Source organism: Psychroserpens mesophilus (genome assembly GCF_000826645.1).
GTDB lineage: Bacteria > Bacteroidota > Bacteroidia > Flavobacteriales > Flavobacteriaceae > Psychroserpens > Psychroserpens mesophilus.
On record NZ_JXJP01000002.1, the window covers coordinates 280,944 to 303,708 of the forward strand.

At 34.3% G+C, this 22,765-nt stretch carries 34 protein-coding genes; 30 read left to right on the plus strand and 4 right to left on the minus strand.

Annotation, left to right across the window (positions count from 1 at the left end; all coding sequences use genetic code 11):
• Positions 1–6: 6 nt before the first annotated feature.
• The 24 genes from rpsC to eno all read left to right on the plus strand — a co-directional run bounded on the left by rpsC (position 7) and on the right by eno (position 13,424).
• Positions 7–729, plus strand: a complete 723-nt coding sequence (gene rpsC, locus TD18_RS03590; protein WP_040248529.1) for a 30S ribosomal protein S3 — start codon at positions 7–9, stop codon at positions 727–729.
• A 19-nt stretch (positions 730–748) separates the two neighbouring features.
• The gene (rplP, locus tag TD18_RS03595) at positions 749–1,168 is read left to right on the plus strand and encodes a 50S ribosomal protein L16 (RefSeq protein WP_040248531.1); all 420 of its coding nucleotides are present in this window, start codon (positions 749–751) and stop codon (positions 1,166–1,168) included.
• A gap of 12 nt (positions 1,169–1,180) precedes the next feature.
• Positions 1,181–1,372 (plus strand): 50S ribosomal protein L29, encoded by a 192-nt coding sequence (gene rpmC / locus TD18_RS03600; RefSeq protein WP_040248532.1) that lies wholly within the window; start codon positions 1,181–1,183, stop codon positions 1,370–1,372.
• 18 nt (positions 1,373–1,390) lie between these two features.
• Positions 1,391–1,648 carry a 30S ribosomal protein S17 gene (rpsQ, locus tag TD18_RS03605; RefSeq protein ID WP_013869035.1) on the plus strand — a complete coding sequence of 86 codons (258 nt, stop codon included), beginning with the start codon at positions 1,391–1,393 and terminating at the stop codon, positions 1,646–1,648.
• A 2-nt stretch (positions 1,649–1,650) separates the two neighbouring features.
• A complete protein-coding gene (gene rplN, locus TD18_RS03610; protein ID WP_040248536.1) occupies positions 1,651–2,019 on the plus strand; it encodes a 50S ribosomal protein L14 in 369 nt (122 codons plus the stop codon).
• An 11-nt stretch (positions 2,020–2,030) separates the two neighbouring features.
• Positions 2,031–2,342, plus strand: a complete 312-nt coding sequence (gene rplX, locus TD18_RS03615; RefSeq protein WP_040248775.1) for a 50S ribosomal protein L24 — start codon at positions 2,031–2,033, stop codon at positions 2,340–2,342.
• A 2-nt stretch (positions 2,343–2,344) separates the two neighbouring features.
• Positions 2,345–2,896 (plus strand): 50S ribosomal protein L5, encoded by a 552-nt coding sequence (gene rplE / locus TD18_RS03620; protein WP_040248537.1) that lies wholly within the window; start codon positions 2,345–2,347, stop codon positions 2,894–2,896.
• Between the two features lie 3 nt (positions 2,897–2,899).
• A complete protein-coding gene (rpsN, locus tag TD18_RS03625; protein ID WP_040248538.1) occupies positions 2,900–3,169 on the plus strand; it encodes a 30S ribosomal protein S14 in 270 nt (89 codons plus the stop codon).
• An 86-nt stretch (positions 3,170–3,255) separates the two neighbouring features.
• On the plus strand, positions 3,256–3,654 hold the full coding sequence (gene rpsH / locus TD18_RS03630; RefSeq protein WP_040248540.1) for a 30S ribosomal protein S8: 399 nt from the start codon (positions 3,256–3,258) through the stop codon (positions 3,652–3,654).
• Positions 3,655–3,671: 17 nt separating this feature from the next.
• Complete coding sequence (gene rplF, locus TD18_RS03635; RefSeq protein ID WP_040248541.1) at positions 3,672–4,214, plus strand: 50S ribosomal protein L6; 543 nt, start codon at positions 3,672–3,674, stop codon at positions 4,212–4,214.
• A gap of 10 nt (positions 4,215–4,224) precedes the next feature.
• The gene (rplR, locus tag TD18_RS03640) at positions 4,225–4,581 is read left to right on the plus strand and encodes a 50S ribosomal protein L18 (RefSeq protein WP_040248543.1); all 357 of its coding nucleotides are present in this window, start codon (positions 4,225–4,227) and stop codon (positions 4,579–4,581) included.
• Positions 4,582–4,587: 6 nt separating this feature from the next.
• Entirely contained in the window at positions 4,588–5,112 is a 525-nt protein-coding gene (gene rpsE / locus TD18_RS03645; protein ID WP_040248545.1) for a 30S ribosomal protein S5, read from the plus strand.
• An 11-nt stretch (positions 5,113–5,123) separates the two neighbouring features.
• Positions 5,124–5,306 (plus strand): 50S ribosomal protein L30, encoded by a 183-nt coding sequence (gene rpmD, locus TD18_RS03650; protein ID WP_040248547.1) that lies wholly within the window; start codon positions 5,124–5,126, stop codon positions 5,304–5,306.
• Positions 5,307–5,315: 9 nt separating this feature from the next.
• The gene (gene rplO, locus TD18_RS03655; RefSeq protein WP_040248550.1) at positions 5,316–5,768 is read left to right on the plus strand and encodes a 50S ribosomal protein L15; all 453 of its coding nucleotides are present in this window, start codon (positions 5,316–5,318) and stop codon (positions 5,766–5,768) included.
• Between the two features lie 13 nt (positions 5,769–5,781).
• The gene (gene secY / locus TD18_RS03660) at positions 5,782–7,131 is read left to right on the plus strand and encodes a preprotein translocase subunit SecY (protein ID WP_040248552.1); all 1,350 of its coding nucleotides are present in this window, start codon (positions 5,782–5,784) and stop codon (positions 7,129–7,131) included.
• An 8-nt stretch (positions 7,132–7,139) separates the two neighbouring features.
• Positions 7,140–7,355: a translation initiation factor IF-1 gene (gene infA / locus TD18_RS03665; RefSeq protein ID WP_026753784.1), complete on the plus strand. Its 216-nt coding sequence runs from the start codon at positions 7,140–7,142 to the stop codon at positions 7,353–7,355.
• A gap of 4 nt (positions 7,356–7,359) precedes the next feature.
• Positions 7,360–7,476, plus strand: a complete 117-nt coding sequence (ykgO, locus tag TD18_RS16945) for a type B 50S ribosomal protein L36 (RefSeq protein WP_008269159.1) — start codon at positions 7,360–7,362, stop codon at positions 7,474–7,476.
• A gap of 2 nt (positions 7,477–7,478) precedes the next feature.
• Complete coding sequence (rpsM, locus tag TD18_RS03670) at positions 7,479–7,853, plus strand: 30S ribosomal protein S13 (protein ID WP_040248561.1); 375 nt, start codon at positions 7,479–7,481, stop codon at positions 7,851–7,853.
• 99 nt (positions 7,854–7,952) lie between these two features.
• Positions 7,953–8,336 carry a 30S ribosomal protein S11 gene (rpsK, locus tag TD18_RS03675; protein ID WP_040248564.1) on the plus strand — a complete coding sequence of 128 codons (384 nt, stop codon included), beginning with the start codon at positions 7,953–7,955 and terminating at the stop codon, positions 8,334–8,336.
• Between the two features lie 215 nt (positions 8,337–8,551).
• A complete protein-coding gene (rpsD, locus tag TD18_RS03680) occupies positions 8,552–9,157 on the plus strand; it encodes a 30S ribosomal protein S4 (protein ID WP_040248567.1) in 606 nt (201 codons plus the stop codon).
• 94 nt (positions 9,158–9,251) lie between these two features.
• Positions 9,252–10,244: a DNA-directed RNA polymerase subunit alpha gene (locus tag TD18_RS03685; protein WP_040248570.1), complete on the plus strand. Its 993-nt coding sequence runs from the start codon at positions 9,252–9,254 to the stop codon at positions 10,242–10,244.
• A gap of 70 nt (positions 10,245–10,314) precedes the next feature.
• A complete protein-coding gene (gene rplQ, locus TD18_RS03690) occupies positions 10,315–10,785 on the plus strand; it encodes a 50S ribosomal protein L17 (protein WP_040248573.1) in 471 nt (156 codons plus the stop codon).
• Positions 10,786–10,871: 86 nt separating this feature from the next.
• The gene (gene carA / locus TD18_RS03695) at positions 10,872–11,975 is read left to right on the plus strand and encodes a glutamine-hydrolyzing carbamoyl-phosphate synthase small subunit (protein WP_040248575.1); all 1,104 of its coding nucleotides are present in this window, start codon (positions 10,872–10,874) and stop codon (positions 11,973–11,975) included.
• 156 nt (positions 11,976–12,131) lie between these two features.
• Complete coding sequence (gene eno, locus TD18_RS03700; RefSeq protein ID WP_040248581.1) at positions 12,132–13,424, plus strand: phosphopyruvate hydratase; 1,293 nt, start codon at positions 12,132–12,134, stop codon at positions 13,422–13,424.
• A gap of 67 nt (positions 13,425–13,491) precedes the next feature.
• Here the strand turns inward: eno and TD18_RS03705 are convergent, their stop codons facing one another.
• Positions 13,492–14,244 carry a DUF481 domain-containing protein gene (locus TD18_RS03705; protein WP_040248583.1) on the minus strand — a complete coding sequence of 251 codons (753 nt, stop codon included), beginning with the start codon at positions 14,242–14,244 and terminating at the stop codon, positions 13,492–13,494.
• A gap of 210 nt (positions 14,245–14,454) precedes the next feature.
• On the opposite strand from TD18_RS03705, the gene TD18_RS03710 reads away from it, so the two are divergent.
• A complete protein-coding gene (locus tag TD18_RS03710) occupies positions 14,455–15,741 on the plus strand; it encodes a citrate synthase (RefSeq protein ID WP_040248586.1) in 1,287 nt (428 codons plus the stop codon).
• Positions 15,742–15,807: 66 nt separating this feature from the next.
• On the plus strand, positions 15,808–16,719 hold the full coding sequence (locus tag TD18_RS03715) for a dimethylarginine dimethylaminohydrolase family protein (protein ID WP_040248588.1): 912 nt from the start codon (positions 15,808–15,810) through the stop codon (positions 16,717–16,719).
• Between the two features lie 27 nt (positions 16,720–16,746).
• Here the strand turns inward: TD18_RS03715 and TD18_RS03720 are convergent, their stop codons facing one another.
• Both TD18_RS03720 and TD18_RS03725 read right to left on the minus strand, forming a co-directional pair.
• A complete protein-coding gene (locus tag TD18_RS03720) occupies positions 16,747–17,223 on the minus strand; it encodes a hypothetical protein (protein WP_040248590.1) in 477 nt (158 codons plus the stop codon).
• Positions 17,224–17,381: 158 nt separating this feature from the next.
• Positions 17,382–17,891 (minus strand): DUF421 domain-containing protein, encoded by a 510-nt coding sequence (locus TD18_RS03725; RefSeq protein ID WP_040248592.1) that lies wholly within the window; start codon positions 17,889–17,891, stop codon positions 17,382–17,384.
• A gap of 173 nt (positions 17,892–18,064) precedes the next feature.
• Here TD18_RS03725 and TD18_RS03730 point away from each other — a divergent pair, with 173 nt between their 5' ends.
• Positions 18,065–18,382: a four-helix bundle copper-binding protein gene (locus tag TD18_RS03730; protein ID WP_040248594.1), complete on the plus strand. Its 318-nt coding sequence runs from the start codon at positions 18,065–18,067 to the stop codon at positions 18,380–18,382.
• A 42-nt stretch (positions 18,383–18,424) separates the two neighbouring features.
• Positions 18,425–19,951, plus strand: a complete 1,527-nt coding sequence (locus TD18_RS03735) for a GH3 family domain-containing protein (RefSeq protein ID WP_040248597.1) — start codon at positions 18,425–18,427, stop codon at positions 19,949–19,951.
• Here the strand turns inward: TD18_RS03735 and TD18_RS03740 are convergent.
• The gene (locus tag TD18_RS03740; RefSeq protein WP_241480636.1) at positions 19,948–20,571 is read right to left on the minus strand and encodes a hypothetical protein; all 624 of its coding nucleotides are present in this window, start codon (positions 20,569–20,571) and stop codon (positions 19,948–19,950) included. The genes TD18_RS03735 and TD18_RS03740 overlap by 4 nt on opposite strands.
• Positions 20,572–20,728: 157 nt before the next feature.
• On the opposite strand from TD18_RS03740, the gene TD18_RS03745 reads away from it, so the two are divergent.
• Both TD18_RS03745 and TD18_RS03750 read left to right on the plus strand, forming a co-directional pair.
• The gene (locus tag TD18_RS03745) at positions 20,729–21,991 is read left to right on the plus strand and encodes a putative DNA modification/repair radical SAM protein (protein WP_040248602.1); all 1,263 of its coding nucleotides are present in this window, start codon (positions 20,729–20,731) and stop codon (positions 21,989–21,991) included.
• On the plus strand, positions 21,992–22,765 hold the full coding sequence (locus tag TD18_RS03750) for a TIGR03915 family putative DNA repair protein (RefSeq protein ID WP_040248604.1): 774 nt from the start codon (positions 21,992–21,994) through the stop codon (positions 22,763–22,765).

The window sequence follows — 22,765 nt, forward strand, 5'->3', positions numbered from 1 at the left end:
AGAGATATGGGACAAAAGACAAATCCAATCGGAAATCGTTTAGGAATTATCAGAGGATGGGAATCTAACTGGTATGGAGGAAATGACTATGGCGATAAATTAGCTGAAGACGATAAGATTAGAAAATACGTTCACGCTCGTTTATCAAAAGCAAGTGTGTCACGAGTAATAATTGAGCGTACGCTTAAACTTGTAACCGTTACTATCACTACTGCTAGACCTGGTATTATTATCGGTAAAGGTGGTCAAGAGGTAGACAAGTTAAAAGAAGAGCTTAAGAAAATTACTGGTAAAGAAGTTCAGTTAAACATCTTTGAAATTAAAAGACCTGAACTCGATGCGTTTTTAGTAGGATCAAGCGTTGCACGTCAAATAGAGAATCGTATCTCTTACAGACGAGCAATCAAAATGGCAATCGCTGCTGCTATGCGTATGAATGCTGAAGGAATTAAAATCCAGATCAGTGGTCGTTTAAATGGTGCTGAAATGGCACGTAGTGAACACTATAAGGAAGGACGTATTCCTTTATCAACTTTTAGAGCCGATATTGACTATGCTTTAGTTGAAGCACATACTACTTACGGTAGATTAGGTGTAAAAGTATGGATCATGAAAGGTGAAGTATATGGAAAAAGAGAACTTTCTCCATTAGTTGGCTTGTCTAAGAAGCAAGGTGGCAAGACTGGAGGACGTGGCGGAAACGCTAACAAATCTCGTCGTAGAAAGTAATTTTTAAAGACAAAGAACAATGTTACAACCGAAAAGAACAAAATTTCGTAAAGTCCAAAAAGGACGTATGAAAGGAAATACCGGAAGAGGACACCAGCTTTCTTATGGTATGTTTGGTATAAAATCTCTAGACTCAAATTTCTTAACGTCACGTCAAATCGAGGCAGCTCGTATTGCAGCAACACGTTACATGAAAAGAGAAGGTCAATTATGGATTAAAGTATTTCCAGACAAACCAATTACTAAAAAGCCTTTAGAGGTTCGTATGGGTAAAGGAAAAGGTGCTGTTGAATACTGGGTAGCTGTAGTGAAGCCAGGAAGAATCCTTTTTGAAGTTGGTGGAGTACCAATGGATGTTGCTAAAGAAGCATTACGTTTGGCAGCTCAAAAGTTACCAGTGAAAACTAAGTTTTTAATAGCTCGGGATTACGAGGCTTAATATAAAGAAATTATGAAGCAAGCAGAAATTACACAGCTATCAGTAACTGAGTTACAAGAGAAACTTAGCGAGACCAAAAAGAGTTATGCAGACCTTAAAATGGCACATGCAATCTCTCCATTAGAAAATCCAATTCAGTTACGTAACGTTAGACGTTCAGTAGCAAGAATTGCAACAGAATTAACTAAAAGAGAAATACAATAATTGTATTCTGGCTGAAAGATGGAAAAAAGAAACTTAAGAAAAGAACGTATAGGAGTAGTTACTAGTAACAAAATGATGAAATCAATCGTTGTTGCCGAAGTAAAAAAAGTAAAACATCCTATGTATGGAAAATTCGTTTTGAAAACAAAGAAATATGTTGCTCATGACGAAACAAATGACTGCAATATTGGAGATACAGTAAAGATCATGGAAACACGACCTTTAAGTAAATCTAAGTGTTGGAGATTAGTAGAAATAATTGAAAGAGCTAAATAATTATGGTACAACAAGAATCTAGATTAAAAGTAGCTGATAACACAGGAGCAAAAGAAGTATTAACAATACGTGTTCTTGGTGGTACAAAAAGAAGATATGCTTCCATAGGAGATAAAATAGTAGTATCTGTTAAGGATGCAACACCTAACGGAAACATTAAGAAAGGTGCAGTTTCAACTGCAGTAGTGGTTCGTACTAAAAAAGAAGTAAGACGTCCAGATGGATCTTACATTCGTTTTGACGATAATGCTTGTGTGCTTTTAAATCCAACAGGAGAAATGAGAGGAACACGTGTATTCGGACCAGTAGCTAGAGAACTTCGTGACAAACAGTTCATGAAAATTGTATCATTAGCACCAGAAGTGCTTTAATGACTAAAAAAATGACAAAGCTTAAAATTAAATCAGGAGATACAGTTAAAGTAATTGCTGGAGACCATAAAGGTACAGAAGGTAAAGTGCTTAAAGTATTTGTAGATAAAAACAAAGCCATCGTAGAAGGAGTGAACATGGTTAAGAAACACACGAAACCAAGTGCACAAAATCCTCAAGGTGGAATTGTAGAGAAAGAAGCACCTATGCATATTTCTAACTTGTCGTTGTTAACTTCAAAAGGAGACGCAACCAGAGTTGGTTTTAAAATGGAAGGTGATAAAAAAGTTAGATTTTCCAAAAAATCAAATGAAGTAATATAGTTATGGCTTATATTCCAAGATTAAAACAAGAGTACAAGGACAAAGTAGTTTCTGCTCTTACAGAAGAATTCGGATATAAAAATGTAATGCAAGTTCCTAAACTTAAAAAGATAGTAATATCTAAAGGTGTTGGAGCAGCTGTTGCAGATAAGAAATTAATTGATCACGCTGTTGATGAATTGACAAAAATTTCTGGTCAAAAAGCCGTAGCAACGTTGTCTAAAAAGGATGTTGCATCATTCAAATTACGTAAAGGAATGCCAATTGGTACTCGTGTAACGTTAAGAGGTGAGCAAATGTATGAGTTTTTAGATCGTTTAGTGACTTCAGCATTACCTCGAGTAAGAGATTTTAGCGGAATCAAAGCTACAGGTTTTGATGGACGTGGAAACTATAACTTAGGTATCGTTGAACAAATCATCTTCCCAGAAATTGACATTGATAAAATCAATAAAATATCTGGTATGGATATCACATTTGTAACATCAGCAGATACAGATAAAGAAGCAAAATCGTTATTAACTGAATTGGGATTACCTTTTCAAAAGAACTAAGATATGGCTAAAGAATCAATGAAAGCCCGTGAGGTTAAAAGAGCAAAAACAGTAGCTAAATATGCTGAGAAACGTAAAGCTTTAAAAGAAGCTGGAGATTACGAAGCACTTCAAAAGTTACCAAAAAATGCTTCTCCTGTTCGTCAACATAATAGATGTAAATTGACAGGAAGACCTAAGGGGTATATGAGAACTTTTGGTATTTCACGTGTTACATTCCGTGAAATGGCTAACCAAGGTTTGATTCCAGGTGTTAAAAAAGCATCTTGGTAAACACTATCGCTTAGCGATAAACAACGAATTATAAATTGGTCTCAGGTTCGAGAAATTTCGAAAACCGTTACCGCAAATTAATATAAATGAATACAGATCCAATTGCTGATTTTTTAACAAGAATCAGAAATGCAGTGAAAGCTAATCACAGAGTGGTTGAGATTCCTGCATCAAACCTTAAAAAAGAAATGACTAAAATATTATTCGATCAAGGATATATTTTAAGTTATAAGTTCGACGATTCAACTGTGCAAGGAACAATTAAAATTGCCCTGAAGTACAACAAGGAAACGAAAGAATCGGTAATTAAGAAAATACAAAGAATAAGTACACCAGGTTTACGTAAGTACGCTGGCGCTAATGAAATGCCAAGAATCTTAAACGGATTAGGTATTGCTATTGTTTCTACATCTAAAGGTGTAATTACTGGTAAGCAGGCGCAAAGAGAAAACGTAGGTGGCGAATTATTGTGTTACGTTTACTAATTTAAAGAAGAAAGAATATGTCAAGAATAGGAAATAATCCAGTTGCAATTCCAGAAGGAGTTACTGTTGACGTTAAAGATAACGTTGTGACAGTAAAAGGTAAATTAGGTGAATTAACACAACCATATGATACTGTTGAAATTAAAGTTGAAGACGGAAACGTACTTGTAACAAGATCATCAGATACAAAAGAACAAAAAGCTAAACACGGTTTATACAGGTCTTTAATGCACAACATGATTGAAGGTGTATCTAAAGGATGGACGAAACAATTAGAACTTGTTGGTGTAGGTTATAGAGCATCTAACCAAGGTCAAAAATTAGACTTGGCTCTAGGATTCTCTCATAATATCGTTTTAGATATTGCTCCAGAAGTTAAAATTGAAACGATTTCAGAAAAAAGTAAAAACCCAATAGTAAAACTAACATCTCACGATAAACAATTAGTTGGTCAAGTTGCTGCAAAAATACGTGGCTTCAGAAAACCTGAACCTTACAAAGGAAAAGGTATCAAGTTTGTTGGTGAAGAATTAAGAAGAAAAGCAGGTAAATCAGCTTAAAAAATTAGTTATGGCATTAACAAAGAACGAAAAAAGACTAAGAATAAAAAGCAGAATCCGTAAGGTTGTTTCTGGAACAGAAGCAAGACCACGTTTAGCTGTATATAGAAGTAATAAAGAAATTTATGCTCAGGTAGTTGATGATGTTACGGGTAAAACCTTAGCATCTGCATCTTCAAGAGATAAAGATATTGCTTCTGCAAAAGGAACTAAATCAGAAAAAGCGACCTTAGTAGGTAAAGCTGTTGCTGAACGATCAATAAAAGCTGGTATCAATACCATTTCTTTTGATAGAGGTGGATACCAATACCACGGAAGAGTAAAATCATTAGCTGAAGGCGCAAGAGAAGGCGGACTTAAATTCTAAGACACTATGTATCAAAAATATAAAAACGCAGAATTAGTAAAACCAAGTGGAATAGATCTAAAAGATCGTTTAGTTGGTGTACAGAGAGTTACCAAAGTAACAAAAGGTGGTAGAGCTTTTGGTTTTTCAGCGATCGTAGTGGTTGGTGATGAAGCTGGAGTTGTAGGTCACGGTTTAGGAAAATCTAAAGATGTAGCTACTGCAATTGCTAAAGCAGTTGAAGATGCTAAGAAAAACTTAGTAAGAATTCCTATTATCAAAGGAACCTTACCTCACGAACAAAAAGGTAAATTTGGAGGTGCTAGAGTTAATATTATTCCTGCTGCTCCTGGTACAGGTGTAATTGCTGGTGGTGCTGTGAGAACAGTATTAGAAGCCGTTGGTGTTCACGATGTATTATCTAAATCTCAAGGATCTTCTAACCCACACAACGTTGTAAAAGCAACTTTTGATGCTTTATTACAACTAAGAGATGCAAATACGATTGCAAAGGATAGAGGAATATCTCTTGAAAAAGTGTTTAACGGTTAATCAAAAGGACGATGGGTAAGATAAAAGTAACAAAGGTTAAAAGTGCAATCAATCGTACTAAAAACCAAAAAAGAATATTAGAAGCTCTTGGACTAAGAAAAATTGGTCAAACAATTGAGCATGATGCTTCACCAAGTATTCTTGGTATGGTAAATAAAGTTTCACATTTAGTTTCTGTTGAAGAAACAAAATAATAATATAGAATGGACTTAAGTAATTTAAAACCAGCAGAAGGTTCTACTAAGAATCAAGGTAAAAGAATAGGTCGAGGACAAGGTTCTGGAAAAGGTGGTACTGCAACACGTGGTCACAAAGGAGCAAAATCTCGTTCTGGGTATTCTAAAAAATTAGGTTTTGAAGGTGGTCAAATGCCACTTCAAAGACGTGTACCAAAATTCGGATTTACAAATGTTAATCGCGTAGAGTATCAAGGTGTGAACTTAGATAAATTACAAGAATTAGCAGACAATAAGAAAATAAAAGATGCAGTTGATTTTCAAACACTAGTTGATCTAGGTTTGGCGGGAAAGAACGATTTAGTTAAAATTCTTGGTCGCGGTGAATTAAAATCAAAATTAAAAGTATCTGCTCATAAATTTACTGCTTCAGCAAAAGCTGCAATTGAAGCCGCAGGAGGAGAAGCTGTAACTTTATAAGACAACTTAGAGTATGAAATTTATAGAAACATTAAAAAATGTTTGGAAAATAACCGAACTAAAAGACAGAATCATTCTAACGCTTGGTTTACTTTTAGTGTACCGTTTTGGTGCTCAGGTTGTACTTCCAGGTATTGATGCAAGTCAACTTAGCAATTTACAAGCTGGTGCTGGAGAAGGTATTCTTGGTTTATTAAACATGTTTACTGGAGGTGCTTTTGCTAATGCTTCTGTATTTGCTTTAGGTATTATGCCATACATTTCTGCTTCTATTGTAGTGCAGTTGATGGGAATCGCTATTCCTTATCTTCAAAAATTACAAAAAGAAGGAGCGAGTGGTCAAAAGAAAATCACTCAGATTACACGTTGGTTAACCATCGTTATCTGTTTATTTCAGGCACCAGGTTACTTGGCCAGTTTACCAACAGCGTTTGGTATTCCTCAATCGGCATTCTTATTAGGTACTGGACCTACATTCTATATTTCTTCAGTTATTATTTTAGTGACTGGATGTATATTTGCAATGTGGTTAGGGGAAAAAATTACAGATAAAGGTATTGGTAATGGTATTTCATTATTAATTATGGTAGGTATAATTGCAACTCTACCAGCGTCATTTATCCAAAATGCTGCATCTCGTTTGAGTGGTGGTGGAAATGGTGGATTAATGATGATCTTAATTGAATTGGTAATATGGTTTGTAATCATTATGGCATCTGTAATGTTAGTTATGGCTGTTCGTAAAATTGCAGTGCAATATGCAAGAAGAACTGCTTCTGGTGGATACGAGAAAAACGTATTTGGTTCAAGACAGTTCTTACCATTAAAATTAAATGCATCTGGTGTAATGCCAATTATCTTTGCTCAGGCAATTATGTTTGTGCCAAGTTTAATTGGAAAATCAATTGATGGTAGTGATGCTGGTCAGTGGATGATTGCACAATTCTCAGATATTTTCGGATTATGGTATAATGTGGTATTTGCATTATTGATTATCATATTCACCTATTTCTATACTGCTATAACTGTTCCAACAAACAAAATGGCAGATGATTTAAAACGTAGTGGTGGTTTTATTCCAGGGATTAGACCAGGAACTGAAACTTCAGAATATTTAGACAAAATTATGTCTCAAATTACTTTACCAGGTTCTATATTCTTGGCATTGATAGCTGTGTTCCCAGCAATTATTGTAAAGCTTATGGACGTTCAAGCTGGTTGGGCTTTATTCTTTGGTGGTACATCACTATTAATTATGGTTGGAGTTGCAATAGACACAATGCAGCAGGTCAATTCATATTTGTTGAATAAACATTATGATGGCTTGATGAAAACTGGTAAAAATAGAAAAGCAGTAGCTTAATTTAAACTATGGCAAAACAAGCAGCAATAGAACAAGACGGATCAATCATTGAAGCATTATCAAATGCTATGTTTCGTGTTGAACTTGAAAATGGTCACATTGTGACTGCACATATCTCTGGTAAAATGCGTATGCATTATATTAAATTGTTACCAGGTGATAAAGTAAAATTAGAAATGAGTCCTTACGATTTAACTAAGGCTCGCATAACTTATAGATACTAATACGATGAAGGTAAGAGCATCAGTTAAAAAAAGAAGCGCAGACTGTAAATTAGTGCGCAGAAAAGGTAGACTTTACGTCATTAACAAAAAGAATCCTAGATTCAAACAAAGACAAGGGTAATTATGGCAAGAATTGCAGGTGTAGACATACCAAAAAACAAAAGAGGAGTAATCTCTTTAACTTATATCTACGGAGTAGGTAGAAGTAGAGCAAAAGAAATTTTAGCAGCTGCTAAAGTAGACGAAAGCATCAAAGTAGATGATTGGACAGATGATCAAATTGGAGCAATCCGTGACGCTGTTGGAACATACACTATTGAAGGTGAATTACGTTCTGAAACGCAAATAAACATCAAACGTTTGATGGATATTGGATGTTACAGAGGTATTCGTCACAGAGCTGGTTTACCTTTAAGAGGTCAACGTACTAAAAACAACTCTAGAACGAGAAAAGGTAGAAGAAAAACTGTTGCTAACAAGAAAAAAGCAACCAAATAATAAATAGTCTTTAGTCTTTAGACGTTGGAAAGAATCTGTTTGAAATTTAACGGTTTAGGATTCTAGCGACTATTAACTAATACTAAAAGCTAAAAATATATGGCAAAGTCAAGTACTAAAAAACGTAAAGTAATAGTAGATGCTATTGGTGAAGCGCACGTTGCGGCTTCTTTTAACAATATCATTATCTCTTTAACGAACAAAAAAGGTGACGTAATTTCATGGTCATCTGCAGGAAAAATGGGATTCAGAGGTTCTAAAAAGAACACACCTTACGCTGCTCAATTAGCTGCAGAAGATGCTGCTGGAGTTGCAAAGGAAGCTGGTCTTAAAAAAGTAAAAGTGTACGTTAAAGGTCCAGGAAATGGTAGAGAATCTGCTATCAGATCTATCCATAATGCAGGTATCGAGGTAACAGAAATTATTGATGTTACGCCATTACCACACAATGGATGTCGTCCTCCTAAACGTAGAAGAGTTTAATCTGAACATACTTCAGATGCTGCATGATTTGTATTGTGCAATCTCAACAAAATTTAAGGTAAACTAATAATCATACATTTATGTATGTTATTAGTTTATTTTGCATAAATTTGCAAACTGAAAAATAATAAACAAGTATCAACAGAGAGATCAACGTTTATCGAAGGATAAGATTAAGACCTTAATTCATAAACACTCTCAAAACAAATTTTAAAATGGCAAGATATACTGGTCCTAAAACTAAAATAGCCCGAAAATTCGGTGAAGCTATTTTTGGAGATGACAAAGCTTTCGAAAAAAGAAACTATCCTCCAGGTCAACACGGAAACGCAAGACGTCGTGGAAAAAAGTCTGAATATGCAATCCAGTTAATGGAAAAGCAAAAAGCTAAATATACGTATGGTATATTAGAAAAGCAATTCAGAAACATGTTCAAAAAAGCAACTGCTGCACAAGGTATTACTGGTGAAGTATTATTACAATTATGTGAGTCTCGTTTAGATAACGTAGCTTACAGAATGGGTTTATCACCTTCTCGTAGTGGTGCAAGACAATTAGTATCTCACAGACACATCACTGTAAATGGTGAAATCGTAAACATTCCTTCTTACCAATTGAAAGCTGGAGATGTTGTTGCAGTAAGAGAAAAATCTAAATCTTTAGAAGCTATTCAGAATTCATTAGCTAATTCTAGCAATGTTTATGAGTGGATTACTTGGAATAACGATACAAAACAAGGAACTTATGTTTCTGTTCCAGAACGTATCCAAATCCCAGAAAATATCAATGAGCAATTCATTGTTGAATTATACTCTAAATAATAAATAATCACATTGGTATTTAGCCAAAGGATTTATTAGTGTTCTTCAAACTTTTAAATCGCGCAACTAAATAACAATTAAAACGAAGAAAACTATGGCAATATTAAATTTTCAGAAACCAGACAAAGTAATCATGATTGATTCTACTGAGTTCGAAGGTAAATTCGAATTCAGACCTTTAGAACCAGGATACGGATTAACAGTTGGTAATGCACTTAGACGTGTGTTATTATCATCTCTAGAAGGTTTCGCAATAACTTCAATTAGAATTGAAGGTGTAGATCACGAATTTTCTACAATCGCAGGTGTAGTGGAAGACGTAACAGAAATGATTTTGAACTTAAAGCAAGTTAACTTTAAGCGTCAAATTGATGAGGTTGATAACGAGTCTGTATCAATTTCAATTTCTGGACAAGATCAAATTACAGCTGGAGATTTCCAAAAATTCATCTCAGGTTTCCAAGTATTAAACAAAGACTTAGTCATTTGTAACTTAGATCCTAAAGTGAGCATTAATATGGAAATCACTATTGAAAAAGGAAGAGGTTATGTTCCTGCCGAAGAAAACAAAAAAGCTTCTGCACCAATTGGAACTATCTTTACAGATTCAATTTACACGCCAATAAAAAATGTAAAGTATAGCATTGAAAACTTCCGTGTTGAACAAAAAACCGATTTTGAAAAATTAGTTTTTGAAATCATCACTGACGGTTCAATTGCACCAAAAGATGCTTTAACAGAAGCAGCTAAAATATTAATTCACCACTTCATGTTATTCTCGGATGAGCGAATCACTCTTGAAGCTGATGAAATTGCACAAACTGAAACTTATGATGAAGAATCACTTCACATGAGACAATTATTGAAGACTAAATTAGTCGATATGGACCTTTCTGTACGTGCATTAAACTGTTTAAAAGCTGCTGAAGTAGATACTCTAGGCGACTTAGTATCTTTCAATAAGAATGACTTAATGAAGTTCCGTAACTTTGGTAAGAAATCTTTAACTGAGCTTGAAGAGCTTGTAAATGTTAAAGGTCTTAACTTCGGAATGGATTTAGCAAAATACAAATTAGATAAAGATTAATTTAAATTATAACAATCATATTTTGCTCCTCAGAAATTGAGTTTGGAAGCAAGATGATAAATAGAAAGTCATGAGACACGGAAAGAAATTTAACCATTTAGGAAGACAAACTGCGCATAGAAAAGCAATGTTAGCTAATATGGCCTGTTCATTAATTGAACACAAACGTATCAACACAACGGTTGCTAAAGCAAAAGCTTTAAAACAATTTGTTGAGCCAATGATTACAAAATCTAAGTCAGATACAACACATAACAGACGTATCGTTATGGCTAAGTTAAGACAAAAAGATGCCGTCGCTGAATTGTTCAGAGATGTGGCTCCTAAAATTGGTGATCGTCCAGGTGGTTATACAAGAATCATCAAATTAGGAAACCGACTTGGTGATAATGCTGATATGGCAATGATCGAGCTAGTAGACTATAATGAAATCTACAACGCTGGTAAGAAAGAAAAGAAAACAACCAGAAGAAGTAGAAGAGGAGGTTCAAAACCAGCAGCTGCACCAGTTGCTCCAGTAGCAACTAACGAAGAAGAATAAATGTTAATAAGCATTTCATATAAAAAGGATAATCTGTTTTAGATTATCCTTTTTTTTATGCAATTTTGTAAAACTTTTCTATAAAAATGATATACTTAAAACGTAAAAAAGCCCTTATCTTACTCGCAGACGGAACGATTTTTCATGGCAAATCAATCGGAAAAGAAGGTACTGCCTTTGGCGAAGTTTGTTTCAACACTGGTACAACAGGTTACCAGGAAATTTTTACAGATCCATCATACTATGGTCAGCTCATGGTAACTACCAATGCGCATATTGGTAACTACGGAACAAAAAATGATGAAGTCGAATCTGATTCCATCAAAATCGCTGGACTCATTTGTAAAAACTTTAGTTTCAATTATTCACGTCCTTCTGGAGATAAATCCTTAGAAGAATTTCTAAATGATAATAATTTGTTGGCCATTTCAGATGTTGACACCAGAGCACTTGTAAGTCATATTAGAGATCATGGCGCAATGAATGCTGTAATTTCTACTGAAGTTGATAATATTGAAGGATTAAAGAAACAACTGGCTGAAGTACCAAGTATGGAAGGCTTAGAATTGGCTTCTCAGGTTTCAACGAAAGAACCTTACTATTATGGCGACAAAGATGCCAAGTATAAAATAGCCGCTTTAGATATCGGAATAAAAAAGAATATTCTTCGCAATCTGGCAAAACGGGATGCTTACATTAAAGTATTTCCGTACAATTCAAAGTTTGAAGATTTGGAAGCTTTTAAACCTGATGGTTATTTTCTGTCTAACGGACCAGGCGATCCTGAACCTTTAGTGGAAGCCCAAACCGTTGCTAAAGAAATTATCAAAAGAGATTTGCCTCTATTTGGAATTTGCTTAGGACATCAAGTCATAGCATTAGCAAACGGAATTTCAACGTATAAAATGCATAATGGTCATAGAGGTATTAATCATCCTGTAAAGAATTTGGTTACAACTAAAGGAGAAATTACATCACAAAATCATGGTTTCGCGATCAATAGAGAAGAAACTGAAGCACATCCTGATATTGAAATCACACATGTGCATTTAAATGATCACACTGTGGCAGGTATCAAAATGAAAAACAAAAACTGTTTTTCAGTACAATACCATCCGGAAGCAAGTCCTGGGCCAAACGATTCAACCTATTTATTTGATGAGTTTATTCAGAATATTCAAAACAACTAATAACAAAAAAGCAACGATTGTAAAGATTTGTTGCTTTTTTTATTTTACGAAAACATTATCGTTGACATATAATACAATTCTGCTTAGTCAAATGAGTTTTAGGTCAACTATTTCGTAAATTTGTAATACATTCTTAACATAAAAAATCAAAAGAAAATGAGCATTATTATTAATATTCATGCAAGACAAATTTTAGATTCAAGAGGAAATCCAACAGTTGAAGTTGATGTAATTACTGAAAATGGAGTCATGGGAAGAGCAGCAGTGCCTTCTGGAGCTTCTACTGGAGAGCATGAAGCCGTTGAGCTTCGTGATGGTGGAGATACGTACATGGGAAAAGGTGTTTCTAAAGCGGTACATAATGTCAATTCAATCATCTCTCAGGAATTATTAGGAGAGTCGGTATTTGATCAAAATAGAATCGACCAGTTAATGATTGATCTTGATGGTACAAAAAATAAATCAAAACTTGGAGCTAACGCCATTTTAGGTGTGTCTTTGGCTGCTGCAAAAGCTGCTGCTAACGAATTAGGAATGCCATTATACAGATATGTTGGAGGTGTTTCAGCAAATACATTGCCAGTACCAATGATGAATATCATTAATGGAGGTTCTCATAGTGATGCACCAATTGCATTTCAGGAATTTATGGTCATGCCAGTGAAAGCGAAAAATTTCACGCATGCGATGCAAATGGGAACTGAGATTTTCCATCATCTTAAAAAAGTATTACACGATAGAAATTTAAGTACAGCAGTTGGTGATGAAGGTGGATTTGCACCAAATTTAGCTGGTGGAACTGAAGATGCTTTAGAAACTATTGCTAAAGCGGTTTCAAATGCTGGTTATAAATTGGGTGATGATGTGATGATTGCTTTAGATTGTGCAGCTGCAGAATTTTACAAAGATGGTAAATATGATTACACCATTTTTGAAGGCGAATCTGGCGTTGTAAGATCTAGTAAAGAACAAGCTGAATATCTAGCTGAATTAGCTTCAAAATATCCAATCATTTCTATTGAAGACGGCATGGATGAAAACGATTGGGATGGCTGGAAAGATTTAACTGAAAAAATTGGTGATAAAGTTCAATTGGTTGGAGACGATTTATTCGTAACGAATGTAGAGCGTTTATCCCGAGGAATTGAAAACGGAATTGCAAATTCTATTTTAATCAAAGTAAATCAGATTGGTACTTTAACTGAAACCATTTCTGCCGTGAATATGGCTCACAATGCTGGCTATACGTCTGTAATGTCACATCGTTCAGGTGAAACGGAAGATAACACTATTGCCGATTTAGCTGTGGCTTTAAATACAGGTCAGATCAAAACAGGTTCTGCGTCGCGTAGTGATCGTATGGCTAAATACAATCAGTTATTACGTATTGAAGAAGAACTGCAGGAAGTAGCTTACTTTCCGCAAATGAAGGCGTTTAAAGTGAAGTGATTCATTTGAAACAATACTAAAAAACCTATTTGTTGATTCAAGTAGGTTTTTTTATGAAGTAAATTATTTAAAAACTATACAACAACCCATTAGTTAACTCATATTGTGTCTTCGGAATTTCAGTAGTAACCGGAAAAGCATCAAAGAAGTAATTAAATGAAGTTTTGAAAGCTAAGTCGTCTAAGATTTTAAAAAGTACTGAAGTATTACTTGACAACCGATAATCTTTAAACTTATCAATTCTGGGTTGATAGTAACTGGTACTGATAATGCTTAAAGTTTTTGTAGGATATAAACTAAACGACAAATACGCACTACCTCTTATATCTTCCTGAAGTCGATTCACAACAGCATCTGAAGCTTTTTCATGTTCATACATCACTAAAGTTCCTAAATAAAACTTATAGTTATCATTTTCACTTAGCTTAAAACGTGGTCCAGTACCTACCAAAGCCCTCAGGTTTATATCTGAAATGGCATCATACTGCGCTTGGACAAACGCTTCCCATTTTACCATTTGTGAAAGTCTTCTGTTATATCTTAAGTGTTGTGTACCTCTGTTGACTAATGAGTTTCCTTCAATCTTTTGTAAATTAATGTCATTTACAAACAACCATAAATTCATAGAATCTTTGTACTGAACATGAGCTTTATTTGCAATTCTGAAGATATCATTTCTGTTTTTTATTAAAGAGATATCTAAACTTACAGAACCTGTCCATTTTGTGGAGTCAGATGGCTTCCTTAGAGTCTCTACATTGATTACCTGAGCATGAGTAAATGAAGTCACTAGAAGTAATGCTAAAAAAAATCGTAACATGTAATTCAGTTTTAAGGCAAAAATACTATTTAACTCCTAAAAGTCAATACATCTTTTTTTAAGACATTCTGAATAAGATTATCAGCGATTAGTAATTAGCATCTATTTTATCAATCTAATAATTGTTAAAACCATTATAAATTGACTTCATAAATCATAAGATATTTCGTAATTTTACAAGACTTAAAAAACAATATAAAACATCAACAAATGTCAGATAAAGCTACGTTAGAGATTAATGGTAAAAAATATGAATTTCCAATAGTTATAGGTTCAGAAAATGAAGTTGCGATAGATATTAAAAATCTACGAGGAGATACTGGAGGCGTGATTACTATTGATCCTGGTTATAAAAATACAGGAAGTTGCGAAAGTGCAATTACATTCTTAGATGGTGAAAAAGGAATTTTAAGATATAGAGGATACTCAATTGAAGAATTAGCTGAAAAAGCTGATTTCTTAGAGGTAGCTTATTTGCTAATATTTGGTGAATTACCAACTCAAGACGAGTTATACCAATTTCACTCAGATATCAAAAAGCACTCAGTAGTTGATGATGATGTTAAGAAAATATTAGATGCATTTCCTAAGTCGGCACATCCAATGGGAGTTCTAGCTTCCTTAACAAGTGCATTGACCGCTTTTAATCCTAGTTCTGTAAATGTAGATTCAGAAGAGGAAATGTATAATGCAATTGTTAGAATCTTAGGTAAATTTCCAATTCTTGTGGCATGGACAATGCGTAAAAAACATGGAATGCCACTAGATTATGGTAGTTCGTCTTTAGGTTATGTTGAAAACATTTTACACATGATGTTTAAACGCCCTAATGAAGACTATACTCAAAATAAAATTTTAATTAACGCTTTAGATAAGTTATTAATTCTTCATGCAGACCATGAGCAAAACTGTTCGACTTCAACTGTAAGAATCACAGGTTCATCTCACGCTGGATTATTCGTTTCATTATCTGCAGGAATTTCTGCACTTTGGGGACCATTACATGGTGGAGCCAATCAGGCCGTTCTAGAAATGCTTGAGGCTATAAAAGAAGATGGTGGTGATACTAAAAAGTACATGGCAAAAGCTAAAGATAAAGATGATCCTTTCCGTTTAATGGGCTTTGGTCATAGAGTGTATAAAAACTTTGATCCTAGAGCAAAAATTATCAAAGCTGCTGCAGATGAAGTATTAAGTGATTTAGGTGTTGATGATCCAATTCTTGATATTGCTAAAGGTCTTGAAAAAGAAGCTTTAGAAGATCAATACTTCGTTGATAGAAAGTTATATCCTAACGTTGATTTCTACTCAGGAATAATCTACAGAGCAATGGGTATTCCAACAGAAATGTTTACCGTAATGTTTGCATTAGGACGTTTACCAGGTTGGATTTCTCAATGGCGAGAAATGCGTATGCGTAAAGAACCAATTGGTCGTCCTCGTCAGTTATACACTGGGGAAACGTACAGACCATTTAAAGATATTTCAAAGAGATAAGGGCTCTTAGTAAAGATTTATTAAGCTTCATAAGGAATTATGGGGCTTTTTCTATATTTGTAATATATGAAACTAAACATACAGAACGAAACCTCTCGCTTAAAAGCTGTTATTCTTGGAACTGCCAAAAGTAATGGGCCAACGCCTACTATAGAGGAAGCTTACGATCCAAAATCGATGGAACACATCAAAGCAGGAACTTATCCTAAAGAAGACGATATGGTTAAAGAAATGGAAGCTGTTGCTGAGGTTTTAAAAAAGTATGATGTTAAAGTTTACAGACCCGAGATTATCGAGAACTGTAATCAGATCTTTTCCAGAGATATCGGTTTTGTAATTGATGATGTGTTTGTCAAAGCTAACATCTTACCAGATCGAGAGGAAGAGTTAGATGCCATTCAGTATATAATTGACCAAATTGATACTGATAAAGTGATTCGACCACCAGCAGAGTGTCATATTGAAGGTGGTGACGTAATCGTATGGAACGATCATATTTTTATAGGGACTTACAGAGAAGCAGATTATGCTAATTATATAGTTGCCCGAACAAATATGGAAGGTGTCGATTGGGTAGCTCAACAATTTCCACACAAAAAAATTAAGAGTTTTAATCTTCGTAAATCGCAAATCGATCCTAAAGAAAACGCCTTACATCTAGATTGCTGTTTTCAACCTGTCGGAAAAGACAAAGCCATTATTCATAAAAATGGGTTTTTGGTGGAAAGTGAATACCAATGGTTGATTGATTTCTTCGGAAAGGATAACGTTTTCGAAATCACAAAAGAAGAAATGTACCATATGAATAGCAATATTTTTTCAATATCTGAAGATGTCATAATTTCCGAACGTAATTTTACCAGATTAAATACTTGGCTTCGAGAACACGGATTTACAGTTGAAGAAGTCCCTTATGCCGAAATTGCCAAACAAGAAGGATTGCTGCGCTGTTCAACTTTGCCCTTATTACGGGATTAATTTTTCTTATTCCAGATTTAGACTGTATTAATGATTTGAAAATAGAGCTTTAAACGCATTCCAATGCTCTTCATTTCCCTTTATATCATAGGTTTTTCGATTTTTAAATAGTCCAAAGATGCCTCCAGCAGCTGAGCCCAAAGGTGCACCAATTAAGATGCCAGCACCTAAACCTTGACTAGGACTATGACTAAGAAAACCTCGATCGGTAGATGTCGTAACTCCAATAAGTCCAAATGTTCCTGCTCCTATAGCAGCTCCTGTTAATAAATTATTTCCTAGAGAACGTTTGGTTTTTATTACACCAATATCACGAAATACGACCTCTACTGTGTCTTTGTTTTTTCTTAGAGTTAGCGTTGAGTCTGTAACTTGAACAAGTCTTCCTTTAGCTATTTTTTCACCATCTAAATTAAGCACTCTTAAAAAAGGAGCTTTAGATGTATCCTGTGCATATACATTAAAACATAAAATTAGGGCAAGTGAAAATAGTAGAGTCTTCATCTGGATGCGATTTTGATATTAAACTTAGTATAAATCATTTTTTTCTGATCGAAATATGAAGTAATATACGTAGAAAATTTACTAAATACAATGCGTAGTTCTACGCATGAATCGTTTAATCAAATATTATAGGAAACTGTTTGAAAAAAAAAACAATTTTAAAAGTCCATAATCCAGTCGTCAATGGTTTTGTCATCTGCTGCATGCAACACAGAAATATCTCCAGTAGATTCAAATACCACAGCTTTAACTTCACTTAATTGAATTACATTGGCTTCACGAAGTTTAGCTTTTAAATCAGACTCAGTCACCTTACATTTTTTAAGACTGCCTTCAATAATTTTACCGTTTTGCATTAATAGCGTTGGCTTATTATCCATTAATTCTCTAATAGGTTTCCATCGTCGTGCTGTTGCAACCAAAAGCTGTAATGCATAAATAACAACTAAACCTGTAATTCCATGTTGTAGCGATACCGATTTTGAAATTATAACTGTTGCTAAAACAGAACCAATGGCTACAGTCATTGCAAAATCAAAACTGGACATCTTTGAAAAACTACGTTTACCACTTATTCGGGTTAAAATAACTAAAGCGATGTAAATACCTATAGCTGTAAGTACAATTGCTATTAGTCCATCTGAAGAAAATTTAAACCATTTATCCATAATTGAGTTTTTTTACAATATCCTATATATCAATCTAAACTTTTACTCCAAAAGCGATTAAAATTAATCAGTATGCTTATTAATGGAATGAGTTAATGCTTTTAGCTATTAGAATAATAGGTTTAAGATCAATTTCGGAAATTTACTTATCTAGAAATCAAATACTATAAATTATGAAAATATCTTATAAGTCATGTCTTGAAGCATGTCAACAATGTTTAGTTGATTGTCAAAACTGTCTGATTAAAATGGCTGGTCAAGAGAGTATCAATGATTGTCCGCAATGCTGTGTAGAATGTATTGATGCGTGTTTGGCGTGTATAAAATTTATGGCAGCAGATAGTGCCTATGCAAAACAATATGCCCTTTTATGTGCTGAAATTTGTGAGTATTGTGCAGATCATTGTAACGCACATGAACACGACCATTGTAAACGATGTGCAGAATCTTGTAAAAAATGCGCTGAAGAATGCAGAAAAATTGCTGCATAATTGACTTAATGTACCATCTAACACTTTAATATAATTAAAAACATGGCTATCATCGGAAATATCATCAAAGGCGTCATTGGTTTAAAGGATGCTCTAACAGCAGCACCGAATCATTTTGAAAATCAACAAAACGTTTTAAAACACCTCTTAGAAACTGCTAAAAACACCCAATTTGGGAAGTATTATTCATTTGACCAATTACTCACTTCAGATGATGTATCCAAAGCTTTTTCTGAAATGGTACCTTATTTCGATTATGATAAAATTAATTCACAGTGGTGGAGCAAATTGCATGAAGGTGAAACTGATGTGACCTGGCCTGGTAATCCAACTTATTTTGCTTTAAGTTCAGGTACTACAGGAAAAACGAGCAAACGAATTCCTGTAACCGATGATATGATTGAAGCCATTCGTCAGTCTGGAATTAAGCAAGTATTTGCGCTGAAAAATTTCGATTTACCTGCCGATTTTTTTGAAAAAGAAATTATGATGTTAGGAAGTTCAACAGATTTAGACGAACGAAATAATCATTTAGAAGGTGAAATTAGTGGTATTAGTGCTAGTAATATTCCCTCATGGTTTCGAGGGTATTACAAGCCTGGTGAAGACATTGCAAAAATTGATGATTGGGACGAACGTGTGCGTCATATTGCCAAACGAGCCAAAGATTGGGATATTGGAGCACTAAGTGGTATTCCATCCTGGATTGAACTCATGCTTCAGGAAGTTATAACCTATCATAATTTAAACCACATTCATGACATCTGGCCTAATTTACAAGTATATACTTCTGGAGGTGTTGCATTCGGTCCTTATGAGAAAAGCTTTCATGCTTTAATGGGAAAACCAGTAACAGTTATTGATACGTATTTGGCTTCAGAAGGCTATATCGCCACGCAAATACGTCCTGAAACTGATGCTATGCAACTTAATACAGACAACGGAATTTACTTTGAGTTTGTTCCGTTTAAACCTGAATACATTAATCAAGATGGCTCTTTAACAGATGATGCACCATCAATAGGTTTATCAGAAGTTGAAACAAATCAAGATTATGTGCTAATTATAAGTACTGTAAGTGGCGCATGGCGTTACCTTATAGGAGATACCATTGAGTTTACTGATGTCGAACGTGCTGAAATCAAAATCACTGGTCGTACGAAGTTCTTTCTGAATACGGTTGGTTCTCAATTGTCTGTCAATAAAATGGATGCTGCAATGAAAGTATTAGAAAAGAAATTCGATACGACAATTCCAGAATATACCATTTGCGCACAACGAGGAGAAGATGGTGAATTTTACCACTATTGGTATCTAGGTTCCGAACTCGTTGATATTGATGAACAGACCATTTCAAATGCCCTCGACGAAGCTTTAAAAGAGGCTAATAATAATTATAAGGTAGCACGAAGCAAAGCTTTAAAAGGCGTCAAAGTGAAACTGATTTCAACTGAAAAATTTTACGACTGGAATGCTCAGAACAAAAAGAAAGGTGGTCAGGTTAAGATGGAACGCGTGATGAGTGAGGAGAAGTTTGCCGATTGGGAAACTTTTGTCAATGGTAGTTAGTCTGATGACTTATTGTTCCTGTCCTCTACTAATTCCATTATTTCTTCAGGAGACAGGTAATATTTTTTGATTCGGTCTTTATAGGATTGGGTGATGTTAGCGTGATTTAAAATGAAATTTTTTGTTTTCAATATATACGATTCCATACCATGAGCTACTGCAAAGCTATCGGCAGTTCGTTCGGCTTCAACTATATAAGATTCAGAAAATATATAATTGAATCCAAATCTAATAAGATTCAGGTTACTTCTTGTTTGGTAATCAGTGATGTGTCCAAGTTCATGACCAATCCAGCCAATAAAAATATCGTCTGGTATATCTCTGGTTGAAAATTCTTTATCTGCAATTTTAAAGGTTTCACTAATCAGTATTACATAAGATCTGTTTTTTCGACTTCTGAAGAAACTGGCAAACTTGGGCTGTGCTTGCATGGTAGATTTCTTAATATTTTTTTTGAACTTAAATTCGATGGCTGTATTCTTTAATTGTGGATAGAACGATAAAGCCATTTCAACATGGTCTTTTATTGATGCAGGAATTTTATGATGAGAATTTATAGGCATATATCGAACAATTAGAATGATTACAATTACTACTATTAAGAATTTTAAATACTTCATAGGGTTACAAAATAGCAATTGTAGTGGTTACTGATTGAATGAATTCATCAAATTATTGCTTCATTTGAAAATTACCCATGATTCAAACATATGTTATAAAATTATTAGTATTGTTTGAATTATTTTACGATATTTATCCGCTCAATTAATCCTACTTATGTCCTTCGAACGTACTCAAGAAAAACTTAAAATTTTAGCTGATGCTGCCAAATATGATGTGTCTTGTTCATCAAGTGGAAGTAATCGAAAAAATAGTAATAAAGGTCTTGGTGATGCCTCAGGAATGGGTATTTGTCATTCATACACCGAAGATGGACGATGTGTATCCTTATTAAAAATTCTACTTACCAATTACTGCATATTCGATTGTGCCTATTGTGTGACTCGTAAGAGTAATGATATCAAAAGAGCGGCTTTTAAGGTTCAGGAAGTGGTTGATTTGACCATAAATTTTTATCGAAGAAATTATATTGAAGGCTTGTTTCTAAGTTCTGGTATTTTTAAAAGTGCCGATTATACGATGGAAAGGCTAGTTGCTGTAGCAAAAAAGTTGCGTTTAGAGGAAAATTTTAATGGTTATATTCATTTAAAATCTATTCCTGGAGCTTCAGATGAACTCATGAGAGAAGCCGGTTTATATGCGGATCGCTTAAGTGTTAATATTGAAATCCCTACAGAATCAGGTTTGAAACGACTGGCTCCAGATAAAAATCGTGAAGATTTTATTAAACCAATGGTAAAAGTTAAAAATGAAATTATTCAATATAAAGCGGAAAAGAAAGTTATAAAAAGCACTCCTAAATATGCACCTGCAGGACAAAGCACACAGATGATTATTGGTGCAAGTGGTGAAAATGATTTCCAGATTATGCAGACTTCAAATCATTTTTATAAGCAGTTTAATTTAAAGCGAGTGTATTACTCAGGATATGTGCCAATTAGTTATGATGAACGCTTACCACAAATAGGAAGCGCTGTACCAATGCTTCGTGAAAATCGTTTGTATCAAACTGATTGGTTGATGCGTTTTTATGGGTTTGATGTGAGTGAAATTTTAAATCAGCAACATCAAAACCTTGATCTAGATATCGATCCAAAATTGAGTTGGGCACTACGAAACTTACATGAGTTTCCTGTGGATGTTAATACTGCAGATAAACGTATGCTGGCCAGAATTCCTGGTTTAGGAATGCGGTCGGTTCATAAAATCTTAAATGCCAGACGGTTCAGAAGACTCAATTGGGAGCATCTCAAAAAGATAGGTTTGGCGTTGAATAGAGCGCAATATTTTATCGTTTGTGATAGTCATATTTTTGAGCGTCGCGATTTATCTTCAGAAAAAATTAAAGGCCTAATTTTGCAAAATTCAACCAGCAAATATCAAAAGACCTTAAGTAACCAATTAAGTCTTTTTGCCTAAATGAAACACAAAAATTTACGTTACGATGGTACTTTTGATGGATTTTTAACTGCAGTTTTTACTGTATTTGAACAGAAACTTACTCAGGTAGACCTTCAAAAGGAATCAGACTTACAAGGTGGTTTGTTTTCTGAAATTGAAATTATTATTACAGACGAATCTAAAGCCAATCGTGTTTGGAAAGGAATAAAATCTAAATTATCTCCTCAAGGAAGTTACCAATTGTATTATGCGTTTTTAAGTGAACAAGATGGCGTAGAAGCTCTATTGTTGGATTATATTACATATGCCTTCGCTTCAGATGAAAATGTCGATAAAGATTATTCACATCCTTCCATTTTAAAGATTGCACAAATAGCAAAAATGGTTGGTCGTGAAAAGCATCGTATGGAAGCCTTTGTACGTTTTAAATTGACTAAAGATGATGTATACTTTGCTAATATAGAACCAGACTTTAATGTTTTACCTCTCATTTCAAAACATTTCAAAAATCGTTATGCAGATCAAAAGTGGATGATTTATGATATCAAACGACAATACGGTTTGTACTATGATTTGCAGACTGTATCGCTTATGCAAATGTATTTGCCAAAGGATTTCAACTTTACTAAAACAGATGAAAATTATTTTGCTGCGGAAGATTTGGACTTTCAAACCCTTTGGCAGGACTATTTTAAAAGTACCAATATAGCATCTCGCAAAAACATGAAATTACATGTAAGACATGTACCAAAACGCTATTGGAAATACTTAAGTGAAAAGCAACCTAATTAA